A 26,087-nucleotide genomic window follows, 5' to 3' on the forward strand; every position below is an offset into this window, starting at 1 on the left:
CCGACGTCAGGGCCGGGCATCACGCCAGGATTCGATCAGGAAACCGAACGTGCTTTGCACGCGGCTGATCAGCCCGGCGTCATCAATCTCGCCTTCCAGCCAGGCTCGACTGGGCTCATGAAAGATCGTGCGGCCCACAGCGAAGCCGCGGCAGCTTGTGCTTCTGCCTGCCTCGCGGAAACCGGCGGCGAGGCTTTCAGCGGGAGCGTTGAGCCCCAGCAGCACCACACCTCGGCAATAGGGATCACGCTCTCGGATCAGCGCATCGAGTTGCTCCCAAACCTGGGCAGGCTGGACTTCGATCTTCCACCACGCGGGGTAAATCCCCAGATTGTAAAGGCGCTTGAGCGAACGGTAGATCACATCCGGATAGGTCGACGGATGATCCTTGGGTGGGATGATCTCCAGCAGTAATTCGTGACCGCTGGCCTGGGTCGCTTCGTATAACCCCATCAATTGAGCCTCCTGTTCCAGGCGCAACAGCGGCTCGTCGTCAGGGTGGTACTGCACCAGACACTTGACGATCTGCTCTTTCGGCCAGCTCGCCAGATGGCTGCCCATGGAGCGGCCCAGTTCGAACGCCAGTGGCCGCGACCCCTGCACTTCGACCGGACGCGCGATCCACCAGCCGCGCCCCGTGGCGGCGTTCAGCGCGTCCTGGCCGAAGCGGTGGTCGGCCAGCACCCCGACGTCGGCCTCGATGCCGCGCTTGAGCAGGTCCGCCTCGACCCGCTCCACCGCGTGAACGAAGAGGCGCTTGAGCTGACTGATGCACGCCAGATCCCGCCCTGCCCGCTGGGCCAGTTCCACCAGTTGCCCACGATGATCGAAGGCAAAGATGAACAGTTGTTTCCATGCCTTGCGCGGCACACTCACCTGATGCAGGCGTTGCAACACCGGATCCTGATCGGGCCGGGTGATCGGCAACGGGCTGTCGAACAAGTAAGCCAACTCGGCCAGGGTGGGCATGGCGGGCGCGCAGGCATGGCGCGACACGACCAGGCCGCCGCAGGCATTGGCCAACTGACAGCAACGCTCGTCGCTTTCATCGTTGAGCCAGCCTTTGAGGAACCCCGACAGAAAGGCATCGCCCGCGCCGAGCACGTTGAGCACCTGGACCTGTACGCCAGGGTAGATGGCACCGTCTTCCAGGCGTGCCGGAATGGCGCCGTGAATCACCGTACAACCTTGCGGCCCCAGCTTGACCACCAGCGTCGCGGTGGTCAGTTCGCGTACATTGCGCAAAGCGTCGAGCAGGTCGGTCGAGCCGCCCGCAATGAGGAATTCTTCCTCGGTGCCGACAATCAGATCGAAGCGCGGCAGGATGCGCTGCACATGCTCGCTGACGCCCTGATCGGCGACAAACCGCGTCTGGCCATCGGCCTTACCGGTCAGTCCCCACAGCACAGGGCGGTAATCGATGTCGAGCACCCGTCGCACGTCATGCTTTTCGGCGTGATCCAGCGCCTGACTGCTGGCCTTGAACACCTGATCGGTGGAGAAATGAGTGCCTGTAATCAACAGTGCCTTGCTCGATGCAATCTGCGCTTCGTCGATGTCCTCGGCGCTCAACGCCATGTCGGCGCAGTTTTCCCGATAAAACACCAACGGAAAGGTTTCGCGATCCTTGATCCCCAACAGCACCATCGCGGTCAGGCGCTCGGCGTCGACCTTAATGCCGCTCACATCGCAACCTTCCCGAGCCAGAGATTCGACGAGAAAACGGCCCATGTGATCGTCACCGACGCGGGTCAGCATGGCCGACTTGACGCCAAGGCGGGCCGTGCCGAACGCAATGTTGGCGGAGGAGCCGCCCAGGTATTTGGCGAAGCTGCTGACGTCTTCGAGCCGCGCGCCCACTTGCTGGGCATACAGATCGACGCCCAGGCGCCCGATACACACCACGTCCAGCGGACGCCCACCGGCAAAACGACTCTGGCCCATGCTGGCTCCTCTTGTTGTTATAAGCCCGGGCTTTTCGGCAAGCCCTGTTGGTGAATGCAGACTAGAACGCTGAGATGACGGGATCAACGATTTTTTCTAAATTATTTTCATGTGGAAATTTTTTTCCATTCACGCGCGAGCAGCATTGAATCGTGGTAAACAGGCAAGTTATGGGGCAAGCCCTGTAAACTTCGGCAACCGCCCTCGCGGGCATCGACGCTTCGCTGGCAGTACCGCTGCCCGACCACGGCAAGGTGAATGGCGAACCAGCGCGCCCTACAGGAAAAAGCTTGAGGATTTTGTACGCATGTCCAGCACCGATCAGCCGTCCATGCCTGACACCGATGACAGTACCGCACCGACCATCGCCGCCGCGCCCGAGACGGCGGATGCCCTGCTCAAGCTGATCACAGCCGAATACGACGGTTTGCCGCGCCAGCTCAAGCGCATCGCCAGTTACATGAGCCAGCAGAGCGATCGGATCATGGTTGACCGCATCAGCGACATTGCCCGTGAATGCGAGGTGCACCCCTCCGCGATCGTGCGCTTCTCCCAGCGGTTCGGCTTCAGCGGCTTCAGCGAAATGCAGGCGCTGTTCCGAGAGGCGTACACCCACAAAGCGACGCCGGTACAGAACTATCAGCAACGCATCCGCAACATGATCGCCAACAAAACGCAGAAGGCCAGTGGCGGGGACCTGGCTCGAGAGTGCGTCAATGCCACCCTGTCCGGGCTCGAGCGGCTGGCCCTGGAGCTGGACGATGAAGCCTTCGAAAAGGCGGTCGATCTGGTGGTCAATGCCGACAACATCTACGTGGTGGGCGTGCGCCGTTCCTTCGCCGTGGCCGACTACCTGGTCTACAACCTGCAGCACACCAACAAGCGCATTCACCTGATTTCGGGGCTGGGCGGCAGCTACCGCGAACAGATGCGCAGCGTGCGGGCCAATGACCTGGTGATCGCCATCAGCTTTACCCCCTACGCCAAGGAAACCCAGCACTGTTTGCGCATCGCTCAGCATCATCAGGCGAAGACGTTGATCATTACCGATAGCAACCTGTCGCCACTGGCCAAACGCGCGAATGCCGTGCTGTTGGTCAATGAGGGCAGCTCGTTCGCGTTCCGCTCCCTGAGTGCCACGCTGTGCCTGTGTCAGGCCCTGTTCATCGCAGTGGCGTACCGTCTGGAGCTGAAAGTCGACGAAATGTCCGAGCACGTCGGTTTCGATGACTGAGCGCCGGCACGTCAAACCGGCGTGCCTGCGGACAGCCATCAAGCCCATGCAAACTTGCAGGGCCGAGGTGCAGGATTCTTCATTGTCATTTGCAAAATTGCGCTGTTAGCATCCGAGTGCATCTCACGGAAGGCGGCCCGCTTGCGGTCGTCTGAATGAGCAAAAAAACAAAAGCCACAGGGAGGCAACCATGACGGCACAGGTAGTACCGGCAAGGTCCCCAGGCCAGGAACCGGCCTGCGACACCGTTCTGACCGAAGTACGCAATCACATTGGCCACATTACCCTCAATCGTCCGCAAGGGCTGAACGCGATCGATTTGCCCATGGTTCGCCAGCTTCAACGGCAACTGGACCTTTGGGCTCAGGACGACAAGGTCTATGCCGTCGTGCTGCGGGGCGCCGGGGAAAAAGCCTTCTGTGCCGGGGGCGATATCCGCGCGCTGTACGACAGTTTCAAAAATCACCAGACGCTGCATCAGCGCTTCTTCGTCGAAGAATATGCGCTGGACCTCACCTTGCATCACTACCGCAAACCCGTCGTCGCCCTGATGGACGGCTTCGTACTGGGCGGCGGCATGGGCCTGGCCCAAGGGGTCGACCTGAGGGTGGTCACCGAGCGCAGCCGCCTGGCGATGCCGGAGGTGGCTATCGGCTATTTCCCGGACGTCGGTGGCAGTTATTTTCTGCCGCGGGTTCCCGGAGAGCTCGGCGTGTACCTGGGGGTGACCGGCGTGCAAATCCAGGCCGCCGATGCGCTGTACTGCGGGCTGGCGGACTGGTACCTGCAAAGCGCACGTCTGGCGGAGCTGGACCGCCAACTCGACGCGTTGAAATGGACGCTGACCCCGCTCAAGGCCCTGCAAGGCGTCTTGGCTCGAATGGCCGTACAGCACCTGCCCGACGCGCCACTGGAAAAACTACGTCCGGCGATCGACCACTTCTTTGCCCTGCCGGATATCCCGAGCATCATCGAACAGTTACAGGAGGTGACGGTTTTCGACACCCATCAGTGGGCCGTGGACACGGCCAACCTGATGAACACCCGTTCTCCCCTGGCCATGGCCGTGACGCTGGAGCTGCTGCGCCGGGGCCGTCACTTGCCGCTGGAGACCTGCTTCGACCTGGAGCTGCACCTCGATCGTCAGTGGTTCGAACGAGGCGACCTGATCGAGGGCGTTCGAGCCCTGATCGTAGACAAAGACAAGAAACCGCATTGGAACCCGCCCACGGTGCAGGCACTGGATGCCGAGCAGGTGGCGAGCTTCTTCAGCGGTCATGAGGCATGAGCCATGCAAGACCTTGAACTGACCGAAGAACACATCATGATCCGCGACATGGCCCGGGAGTTCGCCCGCAACGAGATCGCGCCCCACGCCCGTACCTGGGAACAGCAGGGCTGGATCGACGACGCGGTGATCGAAAAACTGGGCGAACTGGGCTTGCTGGGGATGATCGTCCCGGAAGAATGGGGCGGCACCTACATCGATTACGTCGCCTACGCGCTGGCGGTCGAGGAGATCTCGGCGGGGGACGCGGCCACCGGAACGTTGATGAGTGTGCACAGCTCGGTGGGCTGCGGGCCGATCCTCAATTACGGCTCCGATGCCCAGAAGAGCCAATGGCTGGAGAAGCTTGCGAGCGGCAAGGCCATCGGCTGCTTTTGCCTGACTGAACCTCAAGCAGGCTCCGAGGCGCACAACCTGCGCACCCGCGCCGAACTCAAGAACGGCGAATGGGTGCTCAACGGCGCGAAACAGTTCGTCAGCAATGGCAAGCGCGCGCAGTTGGCCATCGTCTTCGCCGTCACCGACCCGGAATTGGGCAAGAAAGGTATTTCGGCGTTTCTGGTGCCCACCGACAACCCCGGCTACCACGTCGATCGCATGGAGCACAAAATGGGCATCCGCGCATCGGACACCTGCGCGGTGACCTTGAGCGATTGCCGTCTTCCCCAAACCAGCCTGCTGGGCGAACGGGGCAAGGGTCTGGCAATTGCCTTGTCCAACCTGGAAGGCGGCCGGATAGGCATCGCCGCCCAGGCCTTGGGCATCGCCCGTGCAGCCTTCGAAGCGGCCCTTGCCTACGCCCGGGAGCGCGTGCAATTCGACAAGCCGATCATCGACCACCAAAGCGTTTCCAACCTGCTCGCCGACATGCACACGCGCATCAATGCCGCTCGGCTGATGGTCCTGCACGCCGCGCGCTTGCGCACGGCGGGCAGGCCCTGTTTGTCCGAGGCCTCCCAGGCCAAGCTGTTTGCCTCGGAAATGGCCGAGTGGGTCTGCTCCAAGGCTGTGCAGATCCACGGCGGGTATGGCTATCTGGAAGATTACCCGGTGGAAAAATTCTATCGGGACGCGCGCATCACCCAGATCTACGAAGGCTCCAGCGAGATCCAACGTTTGCTGATCGCCCGGGAGTTACGCCACTACGTCCTGTAACGCCCTGTTTCGTCGAATCGGCGGTGGAGTCGGCACGGTGAAGTTGCGCCGTCCCAGTTTCAGAATCAAGAGGGTCAGCGAATCGGCATTCCTGAGGATGATCTCGCTTCGTACCCTCAGGTCGGCCAAAAACACGTCCCGTGCCTGGTCGACCGTTTTCGTCCCTGTCAGCCGAAGGATCACTTCATAGCCACGCCCATCGGCCTGCTGAAGGTCACGACGTCTGCCTGCCTCGTACACGGTGAACAACATGTCCCTGGCACTGCGATGGGACAATCGCTCGCCGTGCAGCCGGGCTGCCATCAAACGGGTTGCGAGGGCATCAGCGCTGTCGTCTGCCAACAGATCGGGGTACGGCGCCATGGATTCCAGGTACTCGATGTCGTAGGTGTCGAGCACCTGATGCGACAGTTCGTGGATCAGGTTCGCGGCCCGATAGTGGGCGGCCGGATCGAAACCTTCCGCCCTTGCTGCCGGTTTCAAGGCGAAATGGGGCACGTTAAAGAAGCGCTCAGTGAGGAAAATACGCTGCTTGGGGTCGCCGGTGACGATAAAAGCCGTGACGCCTTCACTCCCGGACCGAGTGGAGCCGACGACATAACGGGTAGAGGTGAACGGCGCCAGCGATGAATCCATGATCGCGGCGAACAACCCCCTTGCCGCACGATCCACGCTGTCCACCAACCATGGCTCGGGGGCGTCGGTGCCGAAGAAATCCCCGATGATGTCCTTCACCTTGGACGCCTGCCCGGGCTGGCGCCGATAGGCATGCAGATTATCCATGGCGTCTTCCAAGTAACGCTTGGCTTTCAGATGCGCCTGCCCGATGCGCCTGGCGCGGTCGCGGTACAAATGACGGATCTGCGGCATACCGCTGGCCTCGATGACGATCAAGTCTTCGGCCATCTGATCCACCCTGGATTGGTGATAACGGCCAGAGGCGCCGCCTCCCCCGCGCAGACGCAGGTCCAGGTCAAGTTGCCAGTGCTGGGTCCCGTCGAGAAGCAGACGGGGCCCAGCCTGGCCATTTTCCCCCACGATACGCCAGTCACCGTTCTCGGAGAGCTGCTGCACCTGATACACCTTGCCCTCCACCACGGCATAAGACGTATCGCCCGGCTCGCCTCGATAAAGATTGAGCAACGGGTCATGACGCAGGGATTGCAGTGTCACCTCCCTGGCCTCCAGACGGCTCAGTGCAACGCGCTGCGCAGTGGTCAGCGAAGCGGTGCGCCAGCTGAATGCAGGCGCGGGCGGGGTTTCTCGATTCGCATTCGATTCCGTCACGTCGACATCTTCGGTCGGATTGTCGTCGAGGCGCTTTTCCCGCACGCTGACCATCACGCCCAAGGCGGCGGAAAACTCTGACAGCGCTTCCCCCCAGCGACGTTGGGAAGCCGCGGCTGCAGAAGCGCGAAACAGATCCTGGCTCTGCCACAACATGATCAGTGCCACGAGCTTGTCCGGCAGCAGTGTCATGACCTGTTCGAAGCCCAGCTTGGCGAGAAACACCCGCCCTGCGCGGTCCGTCTCATCGTTGGTCACGGTATTGGCCACGCTGGCATCGATCAACAGCTTGACGGTGTCATCGAACAGCACCTGCAGCGCATTGCCTTTGATCTCTGCCACCGCCAGCGTAACCGGCCCCGGCCTTTCGAACGGTACATCCCCCGGGCCGTTGTCCAGGAAAGGCAGATGCGGCTCGACAAATCCTCCGTGAGCATAGCGTCGATGCACCTTAGGATCGAGCCGCTCCAGCAGTAGCGCCTGCAGCGGCCGGTCTTGGCGAATATCCTCCAGCAGCGCTGCTTCGCTGGCGTACTCACGAAACATGAACGGCGAATGATGAAGCGCGCAGAGAACGATCGGCCCGGCTTCAGCCGATGTCGGGCGAATAAGATACACCCCAGCTGCGCGGTCAGGCGTCATGCCCGCATCGGCCACCAGTTGCAGCGGAGTGATGATGATCTGCACGCCACTGACGGGCTCTCGCGCCAGACCATCGGGCATCTCGAAGATACTGGCGACGAATTGATAACCGACGAGGCTGAGTTTGCCTTGCAGCTTTTCCGACAGGGTGATCGCCTGGATGACCGAGGGCACCTGTTCGATGAACAATCGTTTGCGCTTGGGGGATTGCGGATCCGCGGGATTCAATGCCTCGCTCAACAACGTCCGATAGCCCGTGCCGATGTCAAGCGTCCTGATCAGCCGGCGCAGGTAGGTGGGGGTCAACAGCGCGACGGCCTGAGGCTGGTCATCGGATGCTACGCTGATCGCGGCGTCCTGATAATCGATGAAGCGGTTGATCGCGTACTCAGTGAGTGTCTCGCGGTGCCTGATGGTCGCAGCAGGCACCGACGACGGCAACTGCCCGACCGGTGGAAGGGCGCTGACATACTGCTGGGAAACGACCCCGATCCGGTCCGGATCGAGCGCCTGGCCAGGAAAGTCCCGGTTAAGCGCCGTCGCCAGGCGTTCGCGGGTGTAGGCACCCAATGGAGGAATGTCGAACAGGAAGTCCTTGCCACCATCGCTATCGAGGTAGTAGCGATGAAGAAGCTCCTCGTACAGTCGCTGCTCGGCCACCGACGCTGACGTCAGCCAGGTTGGCAACAGCGCCTCGAACAAGCTGTTGCGAATGCGCACGGCCAACTCGTCGAGCATGTCGGACAGCAGCCAGTCGAGCTCGGCTTCCGGTGCCAGGGAGGCCATCAGCGCCCCTTGCAACCCCTGGCGCGCCGCACGGGGGCACAATTGCCCCACACGCTCCTGTTGATGGGCCAATGCCTGTTGTTGCAGCGCCTCGACGACATGCCCGTCGATCCGATCCAGCCGGAGCGCTAGGGGGCCGTGGTCCGCATCGAGCAAGTAATTGCGGACCCGAGCGCCATCGAGCTCACCCAGCAAATCCAGCCAGCGCTCACGATGGGCGCCGTAGAATTTGCCCAGCAATACCGATTCCAGCCGCTGGAGCGACTCGAATTGCACCCAGCCTGAAGTACAGGACCACAGCACGATCGGCGAATCGGCGTCATCACCTTGCCTCAAGGCCAGCGTGTCGCCCAACCTGGCATGGGCGTGGTCGCCGTAGGTCAAGGACACGAAAAAAGCGTCCGTCACCGGTGTGCCAAGTGCCTGGCGAAGCGCGCGCGCAGGGCGATTCATCAGTTGCCAGACCATGTCGCTGCACGGCTTGTCGATCCAGCCCTGACGCGTCGCCAATGCCAGGCCCAGGCGCATGGCGTCTTCCCGCAGATTCAACGCTTCGGCAAAGGGAAGCACGCAACTGTCCTGCCGTCGCACCGGCCCCGTCCGATCTTGTGTGAACCGTTGCAGGTAGCGCTCGGCGAATTCCGCGCGGGCCTTTTCGAGCGCGTGATTGACCACTTCGGCTTCGAGACTTCCCCCCGACGCCGCGGCCATCCAACGCACCTGAGCCCCGCGGGGCAGGCGGCCGTCGCGGCGGCCGCTGACACACTCGAGCAGGAAGGTCACCAGGTCCATCGTCACGGCCTGCTGGGCTTCACTGACTGCCACTCCCGGAGAGGCGTCATCGACTGCGGCGTCCGACCGAGGAACCAGCCAATGGACCTGAACCTTGGTCGGGTCGACCGGCTCGTTGATCAACACGCACAAGTAGCGTTGCAATAAATCCGCGGCATGCTGGGGCAGCACAGGGTCCATCTGCCTCAAACGCTCGACCTTGGCGTCGAATTCCCGTGTTTGCTCTATCCACGACAGCGGGCGAGTGGCCGCAGGGTCGGCTCCGCTTGCATCGGTCGAGGACGGAGACGTCGACAGGGACGGCCCGAGCCATCGATCGCGGAAGGCGGCAGAACCGTCGTCGCGCCAGCGCCCTTCGCTGAACCGTAACTGCCGAGGGTCGAGTAAAGCACGGATGTCGAGCGCATCGTCGAGCATCGGGACGCGCTGGTCCGAGGCGCTGAAAATGCCTGCGGCGTACGCGAGATTGCGATGCTGCAACTCCAGAATCGAGTCGACGCGGTCCATAAACAGGGGCTCACCGATATCCTGCAGTTCGACTTGCAGCGGCCCCGGGCTGAGCAGGACGGGTTGATCCTGCAATGCCACCGCAGCGCGCATTTGCCGGCGTCCGGCCGAGGTGGTCAAGTGCTGTACCAAAGCGGTCAGGCTCTGGAAATTCACCAGCGTGTGTTGCGGTGAAAACCACAGAATCGATGCATCGTTCTTGTCGGGCTGGAGAATGAACGTGCCTGCCAGCGCCATGGGTGCACTGTTTCCTACGCTGATATTCAATCGCTGACAGCGCAGCGGACTGCCGGCGGGAGGCGCGCCGACGGTCGAGTGAAGCAACGGCAGAAGTGCCCGGAATCGGTCAGCACCCACTGAGCCGTCATGTAACCGCGAGTACATTTCGAAGTGCACACTGTTCTTGAAGCTTTCGATGGCGAGGTCGCGCCGGGTACGGCGGTCGAGCCAGATTCCGCGCCAGTATGCCCGGAGCATCTGACCGTAGACCTGAGGGGTGGTGGCCACCGCATTGGCGATCGCCGTCGTGAACAACGCGTGATCGGACGGGCCGGCCACACGGCCTCGGGTGTCGAGGAATTGCCGGCGACCTACTGCCGACAGCGGTACGCCACAGAAATCCTGGAATGCGGCCTGTGTGAGGGTCTGCGTGAAGGGGATCAGGTCGTCGCTCTGCGTGATCGGCACGACCTGAAGGATGTGTGCCTTGGGGTCGATGCTCATCTGCGGTAGCGTCTCGCGCAGGCGCAGGCCCAGTGCAGCGTTGGCGGCGTCCATGAGCGTGGGCGTTTGACGCAAAACGCTGCTCAACTGCTCGACGTGCCTGGCTTGATGATCGATGACCGCCAGCATCTGCGCCTTGAAGGGGTCGCCCTCGATTCGCTGGACCTCGAACAAAGCATCCTGGGGCGCTGGCGAAAACCGGCTGAGCAGCACGTCCAGCAACGCCGCTCGATCATCGAAGGCTTCAAGGCCATCGGCGAGGGTATAAAGGTAGACCTTCGGAATAGCCACGTCGGTGTGGCTCAGCACAAGGGCGGCAACGAGATCAAAGGTCTGGACGGCGCCGTCTGCCAATAGCAACCTGTCGACCCTGACCGGGTCCGGTTCAGATTGCGTCGGTTGGGCAATGCTCAGCAACCAGGCCTGCTCGGAGGTGTCGATGCGCTGACCCGCGAGGGCACGGCCCAAGGCATCGCTATATCGCGTGCGCAGCGATGCACTGTGGAAGAAACGTGAAAGGGGGGTGAACATGAAGGCTCCTTTTTCATGGAAAAGCCTTGCCTGGCAAAAGGCCCGGCAGGGGCTACATGAAAGGAGCGTAAGGGGAAGCGTGAGGGCAACTGCGCTACATAATGCTGTACAAAGGCGCTGAAAATTCCGATTGACTCGGCCCAGGGCACGACGACTCAACCGCAGGCGACGCCATGTCGGAATGGGCGTGACGAGCACGCCCCCTCGAAGCCGCCGCTGCGGATGGGCTAGGCGTCACGCCTTCAAGGTACGCGCCACATGCGCGGCAAACGCATCAATGATGCTCTGCAGGAATGGACGGGTTTTCTCGCTCAGCTTGCCCTGCTCATCGAAGAAGCTACCGGCATTTCCCAGATACGCCTCGGGCTGTTGCATGCACAGCACGTCGAGGAAGACGAAACTCTGGCGCAGGTGCTGGTTGGCACCGAATCCTCCGATGGCACCTGGGGACACGCTGATCACCGCTGCGGGTTTGGCTTTGCCCCACGCGCTCTGACCGTAGGGACGCGACCCCACGTCGATGGCGTTTTTCAGCGCACCTGGCACGGAACGGTTGTATTCGGGGGTCACGAACAGAAACCCGTCAGCCCCCTGCAACGCCTGACGGAAGGCGGTGTAAGCGGCGGGTGGCGAATCGTGGTCGATGTCTTCGTTGTACAGAGGCAGGTCGCCAATTTCGACGATGTTCAGTTTCAGGCTGGGAGGGGCCAACTCGGCCAGTGCGCGGGCGACTTTGCGGTTGATGGACTCTTTTCTCAAGCTGCCGACAATGACTGCGATCGAATGAACCTGGCTCATGAACCTGACCTTCTATGTGATGGGAGAAGTGACAGTTATAGATGAAACACGCCGTTTATTCAGCGCTGTTTTTCGTTGTCTTTGATCGAACCATCCGATCTACCACCAGGATGTCACCTGCCCTTTCTCGACACATTTTTTTACTTGGCCCCAAACTACCCTGAAAAAACACGGTCTGAAGGGCTTGAGCGCGGGAGGCGCCCGAAGGTTCGGCGGCCGAGTCTTGAAACGAACAAGGATTTACGGCGGGCAGTGTCAGGCTGTGCGCAAACCAGCGGTTTTTTCAGAGGTTACACAGCAAATGGCTTCACATGATCATGTCGCACAGTTCCATGCACGAGATGCCGAGGGACGCATCTATCCCGTGCGGGAATTCCATGATTTCAAGCCAGACGAAACAGGCGAAATGAAACAAGTGGTCACCTATCGCCTGGTCATCGGCGACCGCGTGACCCATCTGGGCGGCGACGAGTTCGAACTGGTTCAATCCGGAATCAAGCTGACCCGGGTGAGCTAGACGCCCGCCATGACGCCGCCCCTCCCTTCACGTTGCGGCGGCGACCTGAAACCTGCGCTGTTCACTCGTCGAACAGGAGGTACCAGAAAATCGCAGCTTCCCGCGTGCCCGGGTCGATCGCGCGATACCGCAGGTGATCCACGCCGCCTACCACGAACCCGTAACGCTCATACAGGCGGCACGCCCCAAGGTTATTGTTCTGGGTTTCCAGCATGATGCCTGGCAGTTGGCGTTCCCGGCTCCAGTGCCGGGCAACGTCGAGCAGTTGACGCGCGACCCCGTTGCCACGTGCAACTGCGTCGACTGCCAGTTCATCGATGTGCGCGAATCCGCTCCAGTGCTTGCTGATCACCAGGTGACCGACCGGATCTTCGCCTGACCAGGCCACCAGCACCGTGCCCTCCCCGCCATCCCGGTAGTTGCAAAACTCCTGCGAATCGATGCCGTAGTTCTTCAGGTAGGGCTCGACGGGATCGACCGGCCATTGCGCCACGGGCAACCCCATCACCACCTGTGCATAACCGGTGACCGTGAAGGTGAATTCGCAGTTGAGAAGGTAATCTTCGAAACATTCGTCGGCGACGCGAATATTCAGCGCCAGACTCGGCAGTGTCGTCATCGGGCCTCCTGCGCCATCGATGATAGGGGCTGCCTTCATTAAAGCAGCCCTGACCGATCAGCCTTGCTGCGTTTGCGCGCCCTGCAACTGGGTCCACAGCGCCGGAGCACCAGCGGCCTTGGCGATGATCGCCAGGCGCACTTCGTGCTCGGCGAGCTCGGCCTCGCTGGCGAGAACGATTCGACCTGGGGTGCGGTCGAGGATGCGGCGGACTTCCGAAGGCCGCTCGCCGCCTCCTTCTCCATCACTGTTGGCGGCGAGCGACAGCGTCGTCTGGCCACCGGTCATCGCCAGATAGACGTCGGCGAGGATTTCCGAGTCAAGCAATGCGCCGTGCAGTTCGCGGCCGGAGTTGTCGACGTCGTAGCGTTTGCACAACGCATCGAGGCTGTTGCGCTGCCCCGGATGACGCTCGCGCGCCATGGCCAGCGTGTCGAGTACCGTGCAATAGACTGACAGGTCGGCGCGGTCGTGTTGCCCGATCAGCGCAAATTCGTTGTTGAGAAAGCCCACGTCGAACGGCGCGTTGTGGATGATCAGCTGCGCGCCTTTGATGAACTCGTAGAACTCGTCCGCCACTTCGGCGAAACGCGGTTTGCCGACGAGGAACTGATCCGTGATGCCGTGGACCCCGATAGCGCCCTCGTCACTTTCACGATCCGGCTGCAGGTAGACGTGAAAATGCCGCCCGGTCAAACGCCGGCCGATGACCTCCACGCAACCGATTTCGATCACCCGATGGCCGTCGGTGACGGGCATACCGGTGGTTTCGGTGTCGAGCACGACCCGACGTTCAGAGATGGTGTTTTCTACAGTCATTGCCTGGCGCCTCGGTTTCAGGCGCGGATATTAACACGCAAGGATTTTGCCGTGTGGGCCTGCGCGATCGGACAGCGCAATACCTGAAGATCAACCTGATCACGCAACGGACACCCCGACAGCGCGGTACCCTGCGCCACCCTTCAGCCGTGCTTGAGCCCGCGGACCTCAGCCACACCGCGGTTGGCCAGTTGATCCGCCCGTTCGTTGCCGTAATGCCCGATATGCCCGCGCACCCATTTCCAGGTGACCGTGTGGCGGTTGACCTGCTCATCCAGTTGCATCCACAGGTCGGCGTTCTTGACCGGCTCCTTGGCCGCTGTCTTCCAGCCACGCTGTTTCCAGTTGGCCATCCACTCGGTGATGCCTTTCATCACGTACTGCGAGTCGGTCACCAGCGTCACATCGCAAGGCCGCTTGAGCTCTTCCAGCCCGCGAATCGCCGCCAGCAATTCCATGCGGTTGTTGGTGGTGTTGGCTTCACCGCCCCAGAGTTCCTTTTCGACGCCTTTGCACACTAACAGCGCGCCCCAGCCGCCCGGTCCGGGATTGCCTTTGCAGGCGCCATCGGAAAAGAGTTCTACGGTATCGCTCATTGCGCTCGTTCCAGAAATGAAGAAGCCCGGCCATCAAGGCTCGGGACTGCGCCGATTGACCTTGGCCATCGGCAGCGGCAACAGTTTGCCCATCGGCTCGCGACGGGGCATGCGCAACGGGCGAAGGCCCGATACGAGCTTGCGTGCCACCAGAATGTAAAAGCCGCCGCCCGGACTTTGCCAGCCACCGCCCAGACGCTCCAGGCCTGAGAGGCGACTCTGCCAGGCAGGCGAGGCCAGCGGCGGACGATAGCACCCGAACCGGCGTTTCTCCAGCGCGAAGCCCAGCAGATTCAACCAGTCGCCGACACGTGACGGGGAGATGCACCGGGCCCGGCGCAGCGCATCGTTGGCAAAAAAATGCCGAATGCCCCAGGCGCTCCAAGGGTTGATGCCCACGATCACCAGGTGCCCACCGGGGCGAACGCTGCTCGCCGCTTCGCGCAACAGGCCGTGGGGTGAAAGACAGAAGTCCAGACCGTGCTGCATGACGACCACGTCGGCGGCATGCTCACTCAACGGCCACGCCTGCTCTTCACAGACGATCTCGACGCCCGGCAGTGGTGCGCCCAGGCGCACATTGCGTTGCACCTGCGTGGCGGCGGGCGGCGTCTGCGCCGAGGGGCCGTAATGCACCAGGTAGCCACCAAAGAAACGCTCCAGTTCCTCTTCGAGTACGCGGCGTTCTTCTTCCAGCAACAATTGCCCTACGGGCCCGGACAACCACTCACGGGCCGAGCTGATCAACTCAAGCCATTCGGGGTCGGCCTGAGCGAACGCTTCATCGGTCATTTTCGGTCTCCATGAGACGTCCCGCGCGAGGTGCTCGCCTGGAACCTGTTCAGACTCTAAGATTGCACTTTGTTTCCAGCCAAGTGAATCGCGCCATGATACAGATCGACGCCCTGCCCGCTTTCACCGATAACTACATCTGGTTGTTACAAGACACTACCAACAAACGGTGCGCCGTGGTCGATCCGGGTGACGCGGCCCCCGTGCTCAGTTGGCTGCAAGCCCACCCGGGATGGACCCTCACCGACATTCTGGTCACGCATCATCACGCCGATCATACCGGCGGCGTCGCTGAACTGAAAAACGTCACCGACGCCCGGGTCTACGGCCCCGCTGACGAAAACATACCGGCCCGTGACGTCGGCCTGACCGACGGTCAACGCATCGAGGTGCTGGGGTTGGACTTTCAACTGTTCGCTGTTCCGGGCCACACGTTGGGCCACATTGCCTATTATCACGCCGACGCATCGGTGCCGTTGCTGTTCTGCGGCGACACGCTGTTTGCCGCCGGCTGTGGTCGTCTCTTCGAAGGTACGCCCGAGCAAATGCATCGGTCCTTGAGCCGACTCGGCGCCCTGCCCGACGCCACGTTGGTGTATTGCACGCACGAATACACCTTGAGCAACCTGCGGTTCGCCGTTGCAGTGGAGCCGAACAACCCGGACGTCGCCGGCCGCCTCGAAGAGGTCACCCGCTGGCGCGCGCAAAATCGCATCAGCCTTCCCTCGACCCTGGCACTGGAGCACCGGACCAACCCGTTCCTGCGCGTCTCACAACCCTTGGTCAAACAAAAAGCGGACGAACGGACAGGCACGGACAATGCCTCGCCCGTGGCGGTTTTTGCCGCGCTGCGGGAATGGAAAAACACGTTCTGAACCGGTGGGGAATCTCGACGAAAATGCTGAAAGGTTGACCGTTCCGGAGACGCTTTCTAGAATCGCCCGACATTTTCGACTGGATACCCCACCAGCCAATGTCGTCATCCACACGCAATCCCTTTAATTCCGACGCATTGACTCGGTTGGCCCAGGCAATCGCGGTAGTCGCGAGCGCAACCTTGGCGGGCTGTCAGACGACCAGCAGCCTGGACGCCGGCGCCTCGGCAAACGTCGCGCACCCTCCCGCCACCGTCAAGCCGAAGTCCGCTTTCGTGGCCCGCAAGCCAAGCCCTCTCGCCCCGCCCCATGATGTCTGGGAACGGATGCGTCAGGGGTTCCAATTGCAGGACGGCAACGACCTGAACCCTCGTATCGAACAGCAGCGCCTGTGGTTCGCCAACAACCCCTCGTTCCTCGAAACGGCGGGAGAGCGCGGCAGTCTCTACATGCACTACATCGTCGAACGTCTGGAAGAACGCAACATGCCGCTGGAGCTGGCGCTGCTGCCGGTGATCGAAAGCGCCTACAACCCGATGGCGTTGTCCCGCAGTGACGCGGCGGGTATCTGGCAGTTCATTCCGTCCACGGGGCGCTACTTCAACCTGCGTCAGACCAATTTCTACGACGGCCGGCGTGACATCACCGCCTCCACCACTGCCGCACTGGACTACCTGACCAAGCTGCACGATATGTTCAACGGGGACTGGCTGCTGGCGCTGGCGGCCTATAACGCCGGCGAAGGTACGGTCAGCCGCGCCATCGAACGCAACGAGAAACTCAACCTCCCGACTGACTACTGGAACCTGCCCTTGCCGCAGGAGACCCGCGACTATGTGCCCAAATTGCTGGCACTGTCGCAAGTGGTCCTGTCGCCGGAGGCCTATGGCGTCAACCTCAGCCCCATCGACAACAAGCCTTACTTCGAAGTGGTCGAGTTGAACCAGCGCATGGACCTTTCCAAGGTCGCGCAGATGGCCAATATCGACGAAGACGAACTGATGCAGCTCAATCCGGCATTCAAGAAGCGGCTGACGATCGACGGCCCTCAGCATCTACTGGTGCCGACGTCCAAATCACAATTGCTGGCCGCCAGCCTGTCGAACATGAAGCCCGAGGAACTGGTGGATTGGCAGCAGTATCGCGTTCGGCCGGGTGACAGCCTGGCCAGCATCGCCAGCCGCTACAAAGTCTCCACCAGCACCCTCAAAGACCTCAACAAGCTGTCCAGCAACCACCTCAAACGTGGCCAGGCATTGACGATTCCTGTACAGCCGGGCATGAAGATGGCCATGCCGGTGTTCGAAGAAGTGGCCGAAGCGGACGAAAAGCCAACCCGCACGCGCACGTATAAAGTGAAGAAAGGCGACAACCTGGGGCAGATCGCGCGCATCAACAAGGTTGAAGTCAAGGACTTGCAGCACTGGAACAAACTGTCCGGCTACAACCTGAAAGTCGGCCAGACCCTGGTCATGCAGGATACCCGCGCTCCGGCCAAGGCCAGCGCACGCGCAGTGGCCAAGGCGGACGGCAGCGGCAAAGGCGCCGAAGGCAAACCGATGCAATACAAGATCCAGAAAGGCGATTCGATGTATCTGGTCGCCAAACGTTTCAACGTCGAGATGCAGCACCTCAAACGCTGGAACCCCCGCAGCGGCCAGGCGCTGAAGCCGGGGCAGACGTTGACGGTGTACTTGCCGCATTGATCCTTCAGCTAGCGCTTAACCTGTTGAAGAGGATTGTTCCCACGCTCCGCGTGGGAACAACTCCGCTTACGCTCTGCGTCAGTTAGCAGGTCGACGCGGAGCGTCGGGAGACGCATTCCCACGCGGAGCGTGGGTACGATCAACGCCCAACACAGCTGCCCCTCTACCCCACCCTTTTTCCAGCCCATACAAGCTGTTACTGTGACCGACCGCTGCCTGGATCGAACACCGACTTGATACGCCCCCTGCTGCTGACCATCAGCCTGGCCTTGAGCACGACAGCCGCCGCGACCATCAGCGAGAGCCATGGTTACGCTCAGTTCGGCGTCCTCAAGTATCCGGCCAGCTTCACCCATTTCGACTGGGTCAATCCCGAGGCGCCGAAAGCGGGCACCTTGCGAATCATGGCCAACGGCACGTTCGATACGCTCAATCCTTACACATTCAAGGGCAGCAGCCCGATTTCCACCCCCAATTTCGGCCAATACGGCGTCAGTGAGCTGAACGAACCGCTGATGGTCGGCACGGGCCAGTACGACCCGTCCGGCGATGAGCCCACCTCCAGCTACGGGTTGATCGCCAAAACCGTTGAGTACAGCGAAGACCGCAGTTGGGTGGTGTTCAATCTGCGTCCCGAAGCCCACTTTCACGACGGAAAACCCATTACTGCGTACGACGTGGCGTTTTCCTACAGGACGCTGTTAAAAGACGGCCATCCGCAATACCGCACTGCGCTTCAGGAAGTGCAACGGGTCGATATCCTCAACCGCCACCGTATCCGCTTCGTATTCAAGCGCTCCGGCAATCCATTACTGATTCTGCGGCTCGGCGAGTTACCGGTGCTGCCACAACACTACTGGAAGAACCGCGACTTCAAAGCCACCACCTTTGACCCACCATTGGGCAGCGGGCCGTACCGCATCACCCAGGTGCGCCCAGGCCGCAGCCTGGTCTTCGAGCGGGTCAAGGATTACTGGGGCAAGGATTTGCCGGTCAACCGTGGCAAGTACAATTTCAACCGAGTGCAAGTCGAGTTCTACCGGGATGCCGACGTCGCATTCGAAGCCTTCAAGGCTGGAGAATTCGATATCTACATCGAACATCAGGCCAAGAACTGGTCGACCGGATACGATTTCCCTGCCGTGAACGAAGGGAAGGTGATCAAGGCGCAGATCCCCCACCGGATACCGACCCAGACACAGGGTCTGTTCATGAACACACGGCGCAGCACCTTCGCCGATATCCGCGTACGCGAAGCGCTAGGGCTGATGTTCAATTTCGAATGGACCAACCGCACGCTCTTCAATGACGCCTACCAGCGCTCGGTCAGCTATTACCCCAACAGCGAATTCTCGGCCAATGACGTTCCGTCAGGCCGCGAATTCCTGCTGCTGTCCGCGTACCGGGATCAACTCCCCCCCAAGCTGTTCACCCAGCCGTTTACCGTTTCGAAAACCGATGGCGGCGGCGTGCCCCGCGATACCCTGCGCAAGGCGCTTGGTCTGCTCGCTGCAGCGGGCTGGACGTTCACCGAGCGCGGTCTGATCAACGACGCCGGGCAGCCGTTGCGTTTCGAGATACTTCTGGTCAATCCGAGCCTCGAACGAATTCTGCAACCCTACATCGAAGACCTCACGCGCATCGGCATCGACGCTCGGCTGCGCACGGTGGATCGCGCCCAGTACAAGCAGCGACTGGACCAGTTCGATTTCGACATGATTCTGATGACCCTGAGCCAGACTCTCAGCCCCGGCCTCGAACAGTGGCAGTACTTCCACTCAAGTCAGGCCACGACCAAAGGCAGCAAGAACTACGCGGGCGTCGCCAACCCTGTGGTGGACAACCTCCTCAGCCAACTGCTGTCGGCGAAAACCCGCGACGAACAAGTCGCCACCACCAAGGCACTGGACCGCGTCCTGCTCTGGCAGCACTACATGATTCCCAACTGGTACCTCAGCAATCATCGGCTGGCGTACCGTAATCGCTTTGCCTTCGTCACCACCCCGCCCTACACCCTGGGCCTGCGCGCGTGGTGGCTCAAGCCCCTGGAGAAAACCCCATGACTGCCCTCCGCTCTTTGACGCGGGCTGGCGGCCTGTTCCTGTTCGGTCTGGCCTGTTCCGCCCACGCCGCTCCACAACACGCCATCACGCTGTACAACGAGCCACCGAAGTACCCAGCCGACTTCAAACACTTCGACTACGTCAACCCGGATGCGCCGAAGGGGGGGATCTTTCGCAGCGCCGGTTTCGGCAGTTTCGACAGCCTGAACCCTTTCATCAGCAAAGGCGTCCCCGCCGATGACATCGGCCTGATCTATGACACCCTGATGCGTCAGGGCCTCGACGAGCCCTTTACCGAATATGGCTTGATCGCCAGCACGATCGAAAAAGCCCCGGACAACAGTTGGGTGCGTTTTTACCTACGCCCCGAAGCCCGCTTCAACGATGGCCATCCGGTACGCGCCGAAGACGTGGTGTTCAGCTTCGAAACGCTGATCAAGGACGGCTCGCCGCTGTACCGCAGTTACTATGCGGACGTTGACAAGGTCGTCGCCGAAGATCCGCTGACGGTCCTGTTCACGTTCAAACACACCAACAATCGCGAACTGCCGTTGATCATTGGCCAATTGCCGGTTTTGCCCAAACACTGGTGGGCGAGCCGGGATTTCAACAAAGGCAACCTGGAAATTCCGTTGGGCAGCGGCCCTTACCGCGTGGCCGAAGTGAAGGCCGGCCGTTCCGTGCGCTATGAACGGGTCAAGGATTACTGGGGCAAGGACCTGCCCGTGAACAAGGGCTTTTACAACTTCGACCGGCTATCCACCGACTACTACCGCGACAACACGGTGGCCCTCGAAGCCCTCAAAGCGGGCGCATTCGATTACTGGCAAGAGATGACCGCGAAGAATTGGGCAACGGCCTACGACGTACCGGCCGTGCGCGAAGGCAAGCTGATCAGGGAGGAAATCCCCAACGGCAACCCGCAGGGCATGCAAGGTTTCATCTTCAACCTGCGCAAACCGATGTTTCAGGACGTTCGCGTGCGCCAGGCCCTGAGCCTGCTGCTGGACTTCGAATGGACCAACAAGCAGCTGTTCTTCGGCAGCTACACCCGCACCAAAAGCTATTTCGACAACTCGGACATGGCATCGCGGGGCCTGCCATCCGAGGCTGAGTTGAAGATCCTCGAGCCGCTGCGCGACAAACTGCCGCCTGCCCTCTTCACCGAAGCATTCAACCTGCCCGTCACTGATGGCAGCGGCATCATTCGCGACCAGCAGCGCAGGGCCTTTGCGCTGCTTAAAGAGGCAGGCTGGAAGATCGTCGGCGACAAAATGGTCGATACCGAAGGCAAGCCAGTGACCATCGAATTCTTGCTGGCCCAGACCGAATTCGAACGCGTCTTGCTGCCGTTCAAGCGCAATCTGGCGGACATCGGCATCAATCTGGAGATTCGCCGGGTCGACGTGTCGCAATACATCACGCGCCGCCGCTCGCGGGATTACGACATGATCGTGGGCAGCTTCCCACAATCCAGTTCGCCCGGTAACGAACAGCGCGAATACTGGGACTCTTCGGCTGCCGACAAACCCGGCAGCTATAACTTGATCGGGTTGAAGGACCCGGCCATCGACGCATTGGTCGGGGGTTTGATCAACGCCGATTCGCGGCAGAGCCTGATCGACCACACCCGTGCGCTGGACCGCGCCTTGCTCTGGGGCTATTACGTGATCCCCAACTGGCACATCAAGACCTGGCGCCTGGCGTACTGGAACCACCTGGGTCATCCGAAAACATCCCCTTTGTACGACATCGGCACCATGACCTGGTGGGTGAAACCCGATACCCCGCCCGCCATTTCAGTGCAACCGGCGTCCGATCCGGGGCAGCCCGAACAAGCACCGGCCAAGGATACGGAGCACTGACATGCTGGCGTATATTCTGCGGCGCTTGCTGCTTATCGTGCCGACCCTGTTCGGCATCCTGCTCATCAACTTCGTGATCATCCAGGCCGCGCCCGGTGGCCCGGTGGAGCAAATGATCGCCAAGCTCGAAGGCTTCGAAGGCGCCACCAGCCGCATCGCCGGTGGCGGCGCGGAGGTCTCGGTCGCCGGATCGACATACCGCGGTGCTCAAGGGCTGGACCCGGCGCTGATCAAGGAAATCGAGCACATGTACGGCTTCGATAAATCGGCGCCGGAACGCTTGTGGATCATGGTCAAGAATTACGCGCGCCTCGATTTCGGCGACAGCTTCTTTCGCGATGCCAAGGTCATCGACCTCATCATCGAGAAAATGCCGGTCTCCATCTCCCTGGGCCTGTGGAGCACGCTGATCATGTACCTGGTGTCGATCCCGCTGGGCATCGCCAAAGCCACGCGACACGGCAGCGCCTTCGACGTCTGGACCAGTTCGGCCATCATCGTCGGCTACGCGATTCCGGCCTTTCTGTTTGCCATCCTGCTGATCGTGGTATTTGCCGGTGGCAGCTATTTCGACTGGTTCCCGCTGCGGGGCCTGACGTCCAGCAATTTCGACGAAATGAATTGGCTCGGCAAGGTCGGCGACTACTTCTGGCACCTGGTCCTGCCCATCACGGCGCTGGTCATCGGCAACTTCGCCACCATGACGCTGCTGACCAAGAACAGCTTTCTCGATGAAATCGGCAAGCAATACGTGATTACTGCCAAAGCCAAAGGCCTGACCCAGCGCCGGGTGCTCTACGGCCATGTGTTCCGCAACGCGATGCTGTTGGTGATCGCCGGGTTCCCGTCTGCATTCATTGGCATCTTCTTCACCGGTTCGCTGCTGGTGGAGGTGATCTTCTCCCTTGATGGCCTGGGCTTGATGAGCTTTGAAGCCGCGATCAACCGCGACTACCCGGTGGTGTTCGGCACCCTCTTCATCTTCACCTTGCTGGGATTGGTGGTGAAGCTGATAGGCGATCTGACCTACACCCTGGTTGACCCCCGTATCGACTTCGACCGCAGGGACCATTGACATGACCTTGTCCCCTCTCAACCGACGCCGTTTCGAACGGTTCAAGGCCAATAAACGCGGCTGGTGGTCGCTGTGGCTGTTTCTGCTGCTGTTCTGCCTGAGCCTCGGCGCGGAACTGATCGCCAACGATAAGCCGCTGATCGTCAAATATGACGGGCACTGGTATTTCCCGGTGTTCGAGCGCTACCCGGAGACCACTTTCGGTGGGGAATTTCCGCTGGAAGCCAACTACAAGAGCCCCTATATCAAAGAGCTGATCGCGGCAAAAGACGGCTGGACCTTATGGGCGCCAATCCCGTTCAGCTACCAAAGCATCAATTACGACCTGAAAGTCCCGGCCCCTGCTCCGCCCTCGCGTGAGAACCTGCTCGGCACTGACGATCAGGGGCGTGACGTACTGGCGCGGGTCATCTACGGCTTTCGCATTTCGGTACTGTTCGCCCTGACCCTCACGGTGCTCAGTTCGATCATCGGGGTCATCGCCGGGGCATTGCAGGGCTTTTATGGCGGCTGGGTCGATCTGGTCGGTCAGCGGTTTCTGGAAATCTGGTCCGGCTTGCCAGTGCTGTATCTGTTGATCATCCTCGCCAGTTTCGTGCAACCCAATTTCTGGTGGTTGTTGGGCATCATGCTGCTGTTTTCGTGGATGAGCCTGGTGGACGTGGTGCGTGCCGAATTCCTGCGTGGCCGCAATCTGGAATACGTGCGTGCCGCCCGCGCGCTGGGCATGCAGAACGGAGCGATCATGTTCCGTCACATCCTGCCCAACGCCATGGTCTCGACCATGACCTTCATGCCGTTCATCCTCACTGGCGCGATCGGCACCCTGACAGCGCTGGACTTCCTGGGCTTCGGCCTACCCGCCGGGTCGCCCTCGCTGGGTGAGCTGGTGGCGCAGGGCAAGTCCAATCTGCAGGCGCCGTGGCTGGGCATCAGCGCTTTCGCTGTATTGGCGCTGATGCTGAGCCTGTTGGTGTTCATCGGCGAATCCGCCCGTGACGCGTTCGACCCGAGGAAATGAGATGAACCAGGACAACTTGATCGAAATCCGCGACCTGTCCGTCGAGTTCGTCAACGGCAAGCAGGTGCAGCGCGTCGTCGAGGGCATCAGTTTCGACATCCGCAAGGGCGAAACCCTGGCGCTGGTCGGCGAGAGCGGTTCTGGCAAATCGGTGACCGCCCATTCGATCCTGCGGCTGCTGCCCTACCCTCTGGCGCAGCACCCAACGGGCAGCATTACCTATCGTGGGCATGACCTGCTGACGGCCAGTGAGAAACGCATGCGCGCGATTCGCGGCAACCGTATCGCGATGATTTTCCAGGAGCCGATGACGTCGCTGAACCCGCTACAGTCCGTGGAAAAGCAGATCAACGAAGTGCTCGGCTTGCACAAGGGCCTGACGGGCAAGGCCGCCACCCGTCGCACCCTGGAGTTGCTGGAGCTGGTAGGCATACCCGAGCCGCACAAACGTCTAAAAGCCCTCCCACACGAGCTGTCCGGCGGCCAGCGCCAGCGCGTCATGATCGCCATGGCCCTGGCCAACGAGCCCGAACTGCTGATCGCCGATGAGCCGACCACGGCGCTGGACGTCACCGTACAGCTGAAAATCCTCAAACTGCTGAAGGAATTGCAGGGGCGGCTGGGCATGGCGTTGTTGCTGATCAGCCACGATTTGAACGTCGTTCGACAAATTGCCAACCGCGTATGTGTCATGCAGCGCGGTTGCATCGTCGAACAGGCGTCGTGCGAAGAACTGTTCCGTGCGCCGCAGCATCCGTACACCAAAGAATTGATCGCGGCGGAGCCCAAAGGAGGCCCGGCGAACAACGTTCCCGGAGCGCCGATGCTGGAAGTCAACGACCTGCGGGTCTGGTTTCCGATCAAGAAAGGCGTGTTCAAACGCACCGTCGATCACGTCAAGGCGGTGGACGGCATCCATTTCAGTCTGCCCAAGGGCCAGACGCTGGGGATCGTCGGCGAAAGTGGCTCGGGCAAATCGACGTTGGGGCTGGCCATTCTGAGGTTGATTCGCAGCGAGGGCGAGATACGCTTTCAAGGCGAGTCGCTGGCCTGCCTCAAACAGGATCAGGTCAGGCCACTGAGGCGGCAGATGCAGGTGGTGTTCCAAGACCCATTCGGCAGCCTCAGCCCACGGATGTCGGTGTGCGACATCGTTGGTGAAGGATTGCGCATCCACAAGATCGGCACGCCGGTCGAACAGGAAGCCGCGGTGGTGGAAGCGCTCAAGGAAGTGGGCCTGGACCCGGCCACGCGGCACCGCTACCCCCATGAGTTTTCCGGTGGGCAGCGGCAAAGGATCGCCATCGCACGGGCATTAGTGTTAAAACCGGCGCTGATTTTGCTGGACGAACCGACCTCGGCTCTCGACCGGACCGTTCAGCGCCAAGTAGTGGAGCTTTTGCGCTCGCTGCAAGCCAAGTACAACCTGACGTATTTGTTTATCAGCCATGACCTGGCGGTAGTCAAAGCGCTGAGCCACCAGCTGATGGTGGTCAAGCAAGGCCAAGTGGTCGAACAGGGTGTGGCAGAAGCTGTCTTCGCCGCACCGCAACATCCTTATACACAGCAGTTGCTGGAAGCCGCGTTTCTGGCCCCCGCAACTGTCGATTAACCTGAAGAGGAAAAAACCATGGGTTTTCTCGCCGGTAAGCGCGTCCTGATCGTCGGTGTCGCCAGCAAACTGTCCATCGCATCCGGTATCGCTGCCGCCATGCACCGTGAGGGTGCCGAACTGGCCTTCACCTACCAGAACGAAAAACTCAAGGGTCGCGTCGAAGAATTCGCAGCGGGCTGGGGTTCGAGTGCCGAGCTGTGCTTCCCGTGCGATGTGGCCAGCGACGAAGAAATCGCCAAGGTCTTCGCGGAGCTGAGCAAAAAGTGGGATGGTCTGGACTGCATCGTGCACTCCGTGGGCTTCGCGCCGGGCGACCAACTGGACGGCGACTTCACCGACGCCACCACCCGTGACGGTTTCCGCATCGCCCACGACATCAGCGCCTACAGCTTCGTGGCCCTGGCAAAAGCCGGTCGCGAGATGATGAAAGGCCGCAACGGCAGCCTGCTGACCCTGTCGTACCTGGGCGCCGAGCGCACCATGCCGAACTACAACGTGATGGGCATGGCCAAAGCCAGCCTGGAAGCCGGTGTCCGTTACCTGGCCCGCAGCCTGGGCCCGGAAGGTACTCGCGTCAATGCGGTCTCGGCCGGTCCGATCCGCACCCTGGCCGCCTCGGGCATCAAGAACTTCCGCAAAATGCTGGACGCCAACGAAGCCCAAACCCCGCTGCGTCGCAACGTGACCATCGATGAAGTCGGCAACGCCGGCGCCTTCCTGTGCTCGGACCTGGCGTCCGGTGTCAGCGGTGAAATCATGTACGTCGACGGTGGGTTCAACACCACCGCCATGGGTGACCTGCAGGACTGATGCACCCGTTTCACGGCTGATCGGTTG

At 61.1% G+C, this 26,087-nt stretch carries 19 protein-coding genes; 12 read left to right on the forward strand and 7 right to left on the reverse strand.

The genetic code is table 11. From position 1 onward, the window contains the following. Positions 1-6 precede the first annotated feature (6 nt). Complete coding sequence (gene iolC, locus DBP26_RS12265; RefSeq protein WP_108238247.1) at positions 7-1,944, reverse strand: 5-dehydro-2-deoxygluconokinase; 1,938 nt, start codon at positions 1,942-1,944, stop codon at positions 7-9. Between the two features lie 307 nt (positions 1,945-2,251). On the opposite strand from iolC, the gene DBP26_RS12270 reads away from it, so the two are divergent. From DBP26_RS12270 to DBP26_RS12280, 3 genes are all read left to right on the forward strand, one after another. Next, positions 2,252-3,178, forward strand: coding sequence for a MurR/RpiR family transcriptional regulator (locus DBP26_RS12270; RefSeq protein ID WP_108238246.1), 927 nt, complete (start codon positions 2,252-2,254; stop codon positions 3,176-3,178). Between the two features lie 190 nt (positions 3,179-3,368). After that, complete coding sequence (locus tag DBP26_RS12275; protein WP_108238245.1) at positions 3,369-4,466, forward strand: enoyl-CoA hydratase/isomerase family protein; 1,098 nt, start codon at positions 3,369-3,371, stop codon at positions 4,464-4,466. Between the two features lie 3 nt (positions 4,467-4,469). Next, the gene (locus tag DBP26_RS12280) at positions 4,470-5,621 is read left to right on the forward strand and encodes an acyl-CoA dehydrogenase family protein (RefSeq protein ID WP_108238244.1); all 1,152 of its coding nucleotides are present in this window, start codon (positions 4,470-4,472) and stop codon (positions 5,619-5,621) included. On the opposite strand, the gene DBP26_RS12285 is transcribed toward DBP26_RS12280, so the two are convergent. Together DBP26_RS12285 and DBP26_RS12290 are read right to left on the reverse strand one after the other, a co-directional pair. After that, entirely contained in the window at positions 5,601-10,889 is a 5,289-nt protein-coding gene (locus tag DBP26_RS12285) for a DUF6543 domain-containing protein (protein ID WP_108238243.1), read from the reverse strand. The genes DBP26_RS12280 and DBP26_RS12285 overlap by 21 nt on opposite strands. 234 nt (positions 10,890-11,123) lie before the next feature. Beyond that, positions 11,124-11,687 carry an NAD(P)H-dependent oxidoreductase gene (locus tag DBP26_RS12290; RefSeq protein ID WP_108238242.1) on the reverse strand — a complete coding sequence of 188 codons (564 nt, stop codon included), beginning with the start codon at positions 11,685-11,687 and terminating at the stop codon, positions 11,124-11,126. A gap of 301 nt (positions 11,688-11,988) precedes the next feature. On the opposite strand from DBP26_RS12290, the gene DBP26_RS12295 reads away from it, so the two are divergent. After that, the gene (locus DBP26_RS12295; protein WP_108238241.1) at positions 11,989-12,204 is read left to right on the forward strand and encodes a hypothetical protein; all 216 of its coding nucleotides are present in this window, start codon (positions 11,989-11,991) and stop codon (positions 12,202-12,204) included. Between the two features lie 61 nt (positions 12,205-12,265). Here DBP26_RS12295 and DBP26_RS12300 read toward each other — a convergent pair whose 3' ends face one another. The 4 genes from DBP26_RS12300 to DBP26_RS12315 form a co-directional block, all read right to left on the reverse strand. Continuing rightward, entirely contained in the window at positions 12,266-12,823 is a 558-nt protein-coding gene (locus DBP26_RS12300; protein WP_108238240.1) for a GNAT family N-acetyltransferase, read from the reverse strand. Positions 12,824-12,880: 57 nt separating this feature from the next. Further along, complete coding sequence (gene dnaQ, locus DBP26_RS12305) at positions 12,881-13,624, reverse strand: DNA polymerase III subunit epsilon (protein ID WP_108238307.1); 744 nt, start codon at positions 13,622-13,624, stop codon at positions 12,881-12,883. A gap of 161 nt (positions 13,625-13,785) precedes the next feature. Then, positions 13,786-14,238: a ribonuclease HI gene (gene rnhA / locus DBP26_RS12310; RefSeq protein WP_108238239.1), complete on the reverse strand. Its 453-nt coding sequence runs from the start codon at positions 14,236-14,238 to the stop codon at positions 13,786-13,788. 33 nt (positions 14,239-14,271) lie between these two features. Continuing rightward, entirely contained in the window at positions 14,272-15,030 is a 759-nt protein-coding gene (locus DBP26_RS12315) for a methyltransferase domain-containing protein (protein WP_108238238.1), read from the reverse strand. Positions 15,031-15,125: 95 nt separating this feature from the next. Here DBP26_RS12315 and gloB point away from each other — a divergent pair, with 95 nt between their 5' ends. From gloB to fabI, 8 genes are all read left to right on the forward strand, one after another. Next, positions 15,126-15,905, forward strand: a complete 780-nt coding sequence (gene gloB / locus DBP26_RS12320; RefSeq protein ID WP_108238237.1) for a hydroxyacylglutathione hydrolase — start codon at positions 15,126-15,128, stop codon at positions 15,903-15,905. 98 nt (positions 15,906-16,003) lie between these two features. Then, a complete protein-coding gene (locus DBP26_RS12325) occupies positions 16,004-17,611 on the forward strand; it encodes a lytic transglycosylase domain-containing protein (RefSeq protein ID WP_108238236.1) in 1,608 nt (535 codons plus the stop codon). Between the two features lie 233 nt (positions 17,612-17,844). Further along, complete coding sequence (locus DBP26_RS12330) at positions 17,845-19,674, forward strand: extracellular solute-binding protein (protein WP_108238235.1); 1,830 nt, start codon at positions 17,845-17,847, stop codon at positions 19,672-19,674. Then, entirely contained in the window at positions 19,671-21,539 is a 1,869-nt protein-coding gene (locus DBP26_RS12335) for an extracellular solute-binding protein (RefSeq protein ID WP_108238234.1), read from the forward strand. Before DBP26_RS12330 ends, DBP26_RS12335 begins: the two co-directional genes overlap by 4 nt. A 1-nt stretch (position 21,540) precedes the next feature. Further along, complete coding sequence (locus tag DBP26_RS12340) at positions 21,541-22,614, forward strand: microcin C ABC transporter permease YejB (RefSeq protein ID WP_108238233.1); 1,074 nt, start codon at positions 21,541-21,543, stop codon at positions 22,612-22,614. A 1-nt stretch (position 22,615) separates the two neighbouring features. Then, positions 22,616-23,635, forward strand: a complete 1,020-nt coding sequence (locus tag DBP26_RS12345) for an ABC transporter permease (RefSeq protein WP_108238232.1) — start codon at positions 22,616-22,618, stop codon at positions 23,633-23,635. Position 23,636: 1 nt separating this feature from the next. Then, positions 23,637-25,247, forward strand: coding sequence for an ABC transporter ATP-binding protein (locus tag DBP26_RS12350; RefSeq protein WP_108238231.1), 1,611 nt, complete (start codon positions 23,637-23,639; stop codon positions 25,245-25,247). Positions 25,248-25,265: 18 nt separating this feature from the next. After that, on the forward strand, positions 25,266-26,060 hold the full coding sequence (fabI, locus tag DBP26_RS12355) for an enoyl-ACP reductase FabI (protein WP_108238230.1): 795 nt from the start codon (positions 25,266-25,268) through the stop codon (positions 26,058-26,060). Positions 26,061-26,087: the final 27 nt, after the last annotated feature.

The sequence above is a fragment of the Pseudomonas sp. RIT409 genome, assembly GCF_003052515.2.
In the GTDB taxonomy this organism is placed as follows: domain Bacteria; phylum Pseudomonadota; class Gammaproteobacteria; order Pseudomonadales; family Pseudomonadaceae; genus Aquipseudomonas.